We start from the raw sequence: 6,912 nt of genomic DNA on the forward strand, positions 1-6,912 counted from the left end.
CCCGGCGCGTTATGCTGCGCGCCTTTATTCACCTAGGGAAGCCTGGTCCATGGCAGGAAGCAGTTTGCTGGTTTTGCTCGACGACATCGCCGCCGTACTCGATGACGTGGCCCTGATGACCAAGATGGCGGCGAAGAAGACCGCCGGGGTGCTGGGCGATGATCTGGCCCTCAACGCCCAACAGGTGACCGGGGTGCGCGCCGAGCGCGAGATTCCGGTGGTCTGGGCCGTGGCCAAGGGCTCGTTTCGCAACAAGCTGGTCCTGGTTCCGGCGGCATTGGCCATCAGTGCCCTGGCCCCCTGGTTGGTGACGCCGTTGCTGATGATCGGCGGTGCCTACCTGTGCTTCGAGGGGTTCGAGAAGCTGGCGCACAAATACCTGCACAGTGCCGAAGAGGCGGCCGGGCACAGTGAAACACTGCAGGCACTGGCCGATCCGCAGGTGGACCTGGTGGCCTTTGAGAAGGACAAGATCAAGGGCGCGATCCGCACCGACTTCATTCTTTTAAGCTACTAATTTCCAGTTGCACAATACTGGCCGATAAGCGTGAAACCGTACCTTCTGGCTGTTGCTCATTTGTCGATTCTTGCACAGTACGATTTGACAGCGCCGTGTTCCCATCCACACTGGTTTGGCAGTGAACCTCGAGTGGGAATGCCATGGATTTTGCAAAAATTGCTCCTCCGCGTGGTGGGCTCATGCGCCCAACCCTGTTCGATGATCAGGGGGAGGTGCTTGAGTTGCCGTCGGCGTGGCTCCGTTCACTGGTGGTCAGTCCAAAAAATTACTCTCCCAAAACTATTGAAACGTATGCAAATAACCTTAAGTATTTTTTCGAATATCTAGTCGGTATAAAAATGCGGGGGCTAGTGTCTGTCGAACTGTCTTTGGCTTCAATTGGTTCATTGGGGATTAATAAATACTTCAAATATCTTCAAGGGCTTGGGCTGTCCGACGCTACTGTACGTAATAGGGAAGTAACACTTCACGAGTTTTTTTCTTGGTTAACAACTGAAAGTGCCGGGCGTCTAAGGGCGACGAGTGGTTGGTCGGGACGCTACATGACTAGACACCCATTAAGGAAAATGCCAAGATTTGTAACTAAAAGTCAATTTCTCCAGCTGGTTATGTCGCTTAATCACGAATCTCAACGGTGTGTATTGCACTTGATTTATGAAAGTGGGCTTCGTGTGTCGGAGGTTGTGAGGGTTACTAAGCAAGATATTGAGTTGTTAAAAGGTTACGGTGAGGAATTGGAGTATCTCCCACTTTTGGTCAGGGGGAGCAAAGGTCGTGGTAAAGGACAAATTAAAGAAAGGTATGTGCTAATTTCACGTGCAGTGATATCGAGAATACATCGGTATCACAATTCGCCTACCTACAGATTTGCAAGAGGTGGGAAGCAGGAGTATGCCTTTCTTAGTACCAAGAATCTTCCAATAACGCCTAAATCAATACAGAAGATGATTGCGGATGCGAGTGTTCGTGCTGGGTTTCCGGGTGGGGTCATAAGTTGCCATCGCCTGCGTCACGGTACAGCCCTCTCAATATTGCAAGGAGAGTGGGGGCAGGACTATATAGAAAAAATTGTTTTAATACAGACGCAATTTGGTCATGCCTCAATAAAGAGTACAGAACAATACACCCACCTGCCAGCAGCCATGTTCTCAAAAATGAAAGAGGGTAAGCTGAAAACCCGCTTTGAGGAGGCTCAAGATATTTATATGAAAACATATCTTCCACAGAAAAAAATTGTTGACAAGCGAGGCAGGCCGAAGAAGATGGTGGTGCAGTCGTGAGTGCTCTATTTGGCTTAGCCTCACCAACTAATAATGATCCTTTCTTTGAGCTGAGATAGGCCTTTTCTAAAAAAGTAGGTGATCGACCATCTAAGTCAACTAAGGACGCTGCTACGTCTTGTTTAAATAAACTTATTGCATGGGCAACAGAGAGTGGTGGGTACGGTCCTGAGCGACCTTTCAGGATGAAGCAAGATCTTGATGAGTATGTACTCATAAAGTTCCGTATGTTTTTGGAGGATTATGGGCTTTCAGGTGCAGCGGTTGCTTCTCTGCTCAGTTCTCTGCGCAAGTTTCTGGATTTCTTGATTGCAGAGAAATACGTATCCATAAATGAATATTTGGATACTTCAATAGGTACCGTGAGGCGTGAGACCGGGGCGATGCTTCCTTATGACTTTGATGAGATGAGGCAAATCGAATCTGGTCTAGATATTGAGATAAAAAATATAAGAAAAGCAATGCTTCCCTATAAGAAAACTGGATTGGGCGCTCCTCCCGAAAATCGAAACTCGGAAGGGAAGCGGCGAGCGGTTATGAATGGGCATTGGCGCGATGAAAATAATTTGCGCTGGTACTTTGAAAACATTCTTAATTGCGAAGCGATTCCTAATGTTCCTGAAATGCGTCAGCATCATGATCGGTTTTTCAGTGCCGCACAAGCTTTTCATGGAGGCCATAATAATCTTTATCGCAAGTGGGGAGTAGTCTCCAGGGTCACGCCGTCTACAGTTTTTCCATACTTGTTCAAACTTGTTTCTGTGACTGGTTTGAATACGTCGGTAGCACTAACCCTACAGGTAGATAGTTACCAAGAAGAACATCCACTCACTGGGCGACCGTATCTGCGCTATAGTAAGCCCAGAGGGAGTGGTGAGAGTGAGCTACATCTAGGTCTACTACAATCGGATATCATGGCGCTGGACGGATATCAAAACAAAGTGATTAAGGAAGTCTGGGGTGAGCTTCTCGATATCACTTCTAGGTTTCGTGATACCTTGCCAGTGGCTAGCAAAAATCTCCTTTTTGTATGCCAAAATCGTGGTGGTAGGTTCAAAGTGGCAAAAGATTTTACCTCAAGCCAGTATTTTGGTAGGTGGGCAGGTGAGTTTTCACGAAGACATAATATTATTAGTAGAACAGGCGATATACTTCGTGTCACATTGCCTCGTTTTAGACCGTCATTGGTTTCCCAGCTTATAAAAAATGGCGTGGATATCTATGTGATAAAAGATATCTTAGGTCATTCCAATGTTGTTACAACGTTTCGCTATATAGATAGTTATGATTTCAACCCTGTTGCACGGAAAGAAATTAAGTCTGCATTAAATAGGATTCGGCAAAATGCGCTAGAGTATGATGCCAATCCTAAGGAAGTCGCGAATGAAAACTCAAACTCAACATTAAACAAACTGGTGTATTCCACGCCATTGAGTCTATGTAAGAATGTTTATTCTCCGCCGAATAATATACGCTTGGCTGCGGGAATAGCTGAAGGCTCTCCTTGCACAATTTTTAATATGTGCTTGCGGTGCCCGAATGTCCTCATTCTGCAAGAACATTTGCCTAGTTTGTTTTCTTTGAGAGCACAATACCTAGTTGCGTTCGAGCAGGGCGTTTCTGCTGTTCCTCATCGAGCTATCTTGCAACAAAATCTTCATATCCTTAATAATCTCTTAGATTCCGAAACAAGCGATTGGCCCGATGATGTTCTTGCTAAGGCAGAAGCAGCGTCACTCAAAATAGAAAATGTAGTAGATACTATCATTTTTAGAGCGGTGATGTAATGTCGCTTACAGATTTTGCACGTAATTTTAAGATTGAAAATGCGTTGGAGTGCACACTAGATTACTCAAGTTTAAAGGTCTCGAAACGGTCTCTTGTCATGAGCGATTATTGGGACTTCTCTGAGGAAGTATCTGGTTCACCTCGCTCGATTGCTAAAGGAAGATACACACTAGAATGGCGGAGTTATAGTTTTCCCTCAAGTCTTCAGGTTGAGTTAAAGACGATATTTGGTATTTATATTCTCTCGCCTAGTAGTTTTATATTTTCGAAGGGTGCAGAGATTCCAGGGGCTTCTAAAGTGTACTCTCTGATGCCTCGAATAAAAAGAGCTTTGAATTTTATAGCTGCTGTTGTTGATGTTCGTTTCTTGAAGGGAGCGTGCATATCAACTATTATGGATATTTTTCCGGTTGACTTGATTGTTGTCGCCAAGACTTATTCTGGTCGTAGTTTTGAGGAGATTCGTCGCGGTTTAAAGGTGTTGTTCCATCTCCGTTCTAGTATTTTGATTGGTGGAGAGTTTCGTGTTAAGCAGTTTGATATAGATGCTCTAGTTTTTATGTCTGAGGTAGGTGTTGGCGACAGTTTAAAATCAGGTGGCCTAGATGGCTCGCCGCGATATTTTTCAGACAGGCAATTCTCCGTTTTAACTGAGCGCGCTCTTAGCTGTGTCCATGATTTCATTGGTCGATGCGGGTTGGATCGCCGTGACTCACTAGTTGAGGGGCACTATAAGGTATCTCCTGGGATCACCGATGGTCATCGTATATTTATTGAGGATTTCGAGCTTTATGTCGAATATCGAAAGTCTGATGTGAAATCTGGATGCCGAGAAAAGTTAAAGCGTGCTATCTCCAGACCTCTTTCTGAAATGAGGAATTATACTGCTGATGTAAATCATGCTGCACTCTGTGTTTTGGGGCTCTATCTAGGGCCAAGATATTCTGAAATGGCTTCCATGCGGGTTGATTGTCTCGAGGAGCGTATGGGGGTTCTTTGTGTAGTCGGACGTGTGACGAAGCGTCGTGGCGACCATAATCTGTATGATGATGCTTGGGTGGCTATTCCTGCGTTGGAAGACGCCATTGTCGTACTAAAGTTTTTAGCAGAGCTAAAACAGAGTGATTATTTGTTCGCTCCGTGTACATCTATTACGCGCTCTGGTCGACCTTTTTTAGATAAGTCCCTAGCATCAGCAATTGGTGCATTTTTGAAAACTGTTAATTATGATGGGGTGTTCGATGGTTTGGTTTTTGGTACACATTATTTCAAGCACTCGCTTTCGCGTCAGATGGTAAGGGCTAGACTTGGTCTTCCGTATATTAGCTACCAGCTTAAGCATCTTTATGGGCGTGCGGTGTCCCTGCCCTCCGATGTGACTTTGTCGTATGGTAATGCTGCAAAGCTAATTCAGTCACAGCAGTCAGGAGCGACCTTTGTACAGTTGAAAAAAGAAATGGCTCAGGGGGTTTTTGATCCTGATAACCCTATTTATGGTGGATCGGCTGCGGAAATCTCTGAGAGACGCGTTAGTTTTTTTAAGGGCATGACTGATGCGGGGCTTTCAAGGGAGGAGATGCTCGAGGGGTTGATCGCTAATAATGTAAGTCTTGTAAATGTTGGTCTTGCATACTGTACCGGTGTCAAACCAGAAATTGAAGGTGGGCCTCCTCCCTGTGTTGGTCAGCTTAAATGCAACCCTATGAGATGCTCTAATAGCATAATTACTAAGGATGTTCATGGTCCTGCGTGGAAAAAGTTGCTTCAAGAAAACAAAGATAAAGCGGTTGATGCCCGGTTTTATTATGCGCGAGAGCATTTTGAAGCAGCTGTAAAAGAGGCCGAAAGTGTATGTGTCCTTTTGGGGGTAGAATTAAATGCGGACTGATAATTTGCCATTTGCTGCCAGGAATGCAGAGGACTATGAGCAAGTCACGAAATCGATAGAGTTAGCATTGACAAAAATTAGAGATAATCCTGATCAGCCAGCTAGTAAGACGAACCTTGCACGAATTGCGAACGTTCATAGAAATACATTAACTTTCCGTGCTAGGAGTTCTATATCTGGTAGTTCCTCGGCAGTAGCTTCTCTTGACGATGGATGGCCATTTTCGGAACTAAAAAAAATTAAGGTTGCGCGCAAAAAACAAGTCACTGTTGTTGGCGATAAAAAATATATATCTTCGAAGGGGGAGGTTTACGATCTTACAAAGAGGTTGGCGAAAGCCAGGTATGTAGCAGGTTCTTGGTTTCATCGATTTTTAGAAGCTAAAGAAAATCTTGTTGATGTTAACTTGAGGCTTCAACGAGTTTCTGATTATTATTCTAGGCTCGAAATAGAGCTTCGCGAAAGTAGACTTGAGGTGACGAGGCTTAGATACGCGTTGAGGCAGACGATTAAGTCTGTCGATTGATTGCATGTTCTAAGTCGGGCAGAAATTTTATCCATTTATCGGCAGGAAAAATTGGTTGTTCAGCAGTGTGCCCAAAGGCGCAACGACCAGTGCTTGTCGGCGCTGATTGAAAACTGATCCAGAGGGGATGCGGCGGAAATTTTGGACTACCTGGAGGTAGATCATGTATTCATACGAAGACCGCATCCGAGCATTCAAGCTCTACATCAAAGTGGGGCAGTGCACCGGGGAAACTATTCGTCAGTTGGGCTACCCGACGAAGAACTCTCTGAGAAAGCTGGCATGAAGAGTACGAGCGATGCCTCGACCTGTCGCGTGGCTACGTGCTCTCGAATTCGAAGTACTCACTGGCCCAAAGGGAAAAGGCTGTCGGGTACTATCTCGACCACGGGCACTGTAGAAGCTCAGACTTGATCTGACAGTTACCAGATTTGCGGTCGTGACTGTTAGGTCAAATTCAGTTGATCATTTTGGCCAGCCAGATTTTCTTTCCGTCCTCAAATGTCTCGGACGGCGTGCGGCCACAGCACATTTTTTCTTGGTGAGTCCGTTCATCATTGTAGTGGGCAATCCACTGGTCAAGATCGACCTGCAACTGCTCCATACTTTGGTAGATCTTTTTCCGGAACGTGACCTGGTAAAACTCCTGCAAGATCGTCTTATGAAAGCGCTCGCAGATCCCATTGGTTTGCGGTGATGCTGCTTTCGTCCGAGTGTGCTCGATGTTGTTCATTGCCAGGTAAAGTTGGTAATCATGCTGCTCTAGCTTGCCGCAATACTTCGTTCCACGATCCGTCAGAGTCCGCGACACAGGAACGTTTTGCTCTGTGAAGTACGGCAGCACCTTGTCGTTCAATAGGTCTTCGGCTGTGATTGGCGTCTTCGTGGTATGAATCGCCCCGGGTTTCCT

General features: G+C 45.7%; 5 protein-coding genes and 2 pseudogenes. 6 read left to right on the plus strand and 1 reads right to left on the minus strand.

What is annotated here, in order from left to right; genetic code table 11:
- Positions 1-49: 49 nt before the first annotated feature.
- From U873_RS0133070 to U873_RS35665, 6 genes and pseudogenes are all read left to right on the plus strand, one after another.
- Positions 50-505: pseudogene (locus U873_RS0133070) on the plus strand (DUF808 family protein); the annotation flags it as partial.
- A 155-nt stretch (positions 506-660) separates the two neighbouring features.
- Positions 661-1,800 (plus strand): tyrosine-type recombinase/integrase, encoded by a 1,140-nt coding sequence (locus tag U873_RS35655; protein WP_081818746.1) that lies wholly within the window; start codon positions 661-663, stop codon positions 1,798-1,800.
- A gap of 185 nt (positions 1,801-1,985) precedes the next feature.
- Positions 1,986-3,587, plus strand: a complete 1,602-nt coding sequence (locus U873_RS35660; protein WP_081818747.1) for a site-specific integrase — start codon at positions 1,986-1,988, stop codon at positions 3,585-3,587.
- A gap of 98 nt (positions 3,588-3,685) precedes the next feature.
- Positions 3,686-5,476 (plus strand): hypothetical protein, encoded by a 1,791-nt coding sequence (locus U873_RS36465; RefSeq protein ID WP_157838136.1) that lies wholly within the window; start codon positions 3,686-3,688, stop codon positions 5,474-5,476.
- Positions 5,466-6,002 carry a hypothetical protein gene (locus U873_RS36815; RefSeq protein ID WP_157838137.1) on the plus strand — a complete coding sequence of 179 codons (537 nt, stop codon included), beginning with the start codon at positions 5,466-5,468 and terminating at the stop codon, positions 6,000-6,002. The genes U873_RS36465 and U873_RS36815 overlap by 11 nt, the downstream gene beginning before the upstream one ends.
- Positions 6,003-6,165: 163 nt before the next feature.
- Positions 6,166-6,415 (plus strand): annotated as a pseudogene (locus tag U873_RS35665) (IS3 family transposase); the annotation flags it as partial.
- Positions 6,416-6,459: 44 nt separating this feature from the next.
- Here U873_RS35665 and U873_RS0133095 read toward each other — a convergent pair.
- Positions 6,460-6,912: integrase core domain-containing protein (locus U873_RS0133095; RefSeq protein ID WP_025132333.1), on the minus strand; the 453-nt coding region annotated here is incomplete at its 5' end.

It is taken from the genome of Pseudomonas sp. PH1b (assembly GCF_000633395.1).
Classification (GTDB): Bacteria; Pseudomonadota; Gammaproteobacteria; order Pseudomonadales; family Pseudomonadaceae; genus Aquipseudomonas.

Coding starts and splice junctions, on each gene's coding strand:
- U873_RS35655 (WP_081818746.1), top strand. CDS start 661: ATGGATTTTGCAAAAATTGCTCCTCCGCGTGGTGGGCTCATGCGCCCA.
- U873_RS35660 (WP_081818747.1), top strand. CDS start 1,986: ATGAAGCAAGATCTTGATGAGTATGTACTCATAAAGTTCCGTATGTTT.
- U873_RS36465 (WP_157838136.1), top strand. CDS start 3,686: ATGAGCGATTATTGGGACTTCTCTGAGGAAGTATCTGGTTCACCTCGC.
- U873_RS36815 (WP_157838137.1), top strand. CDS start 5,466: ATGCGGACTGATAATTTGCCATTTGCTGCCAGGAATGCAGAGGACTAT.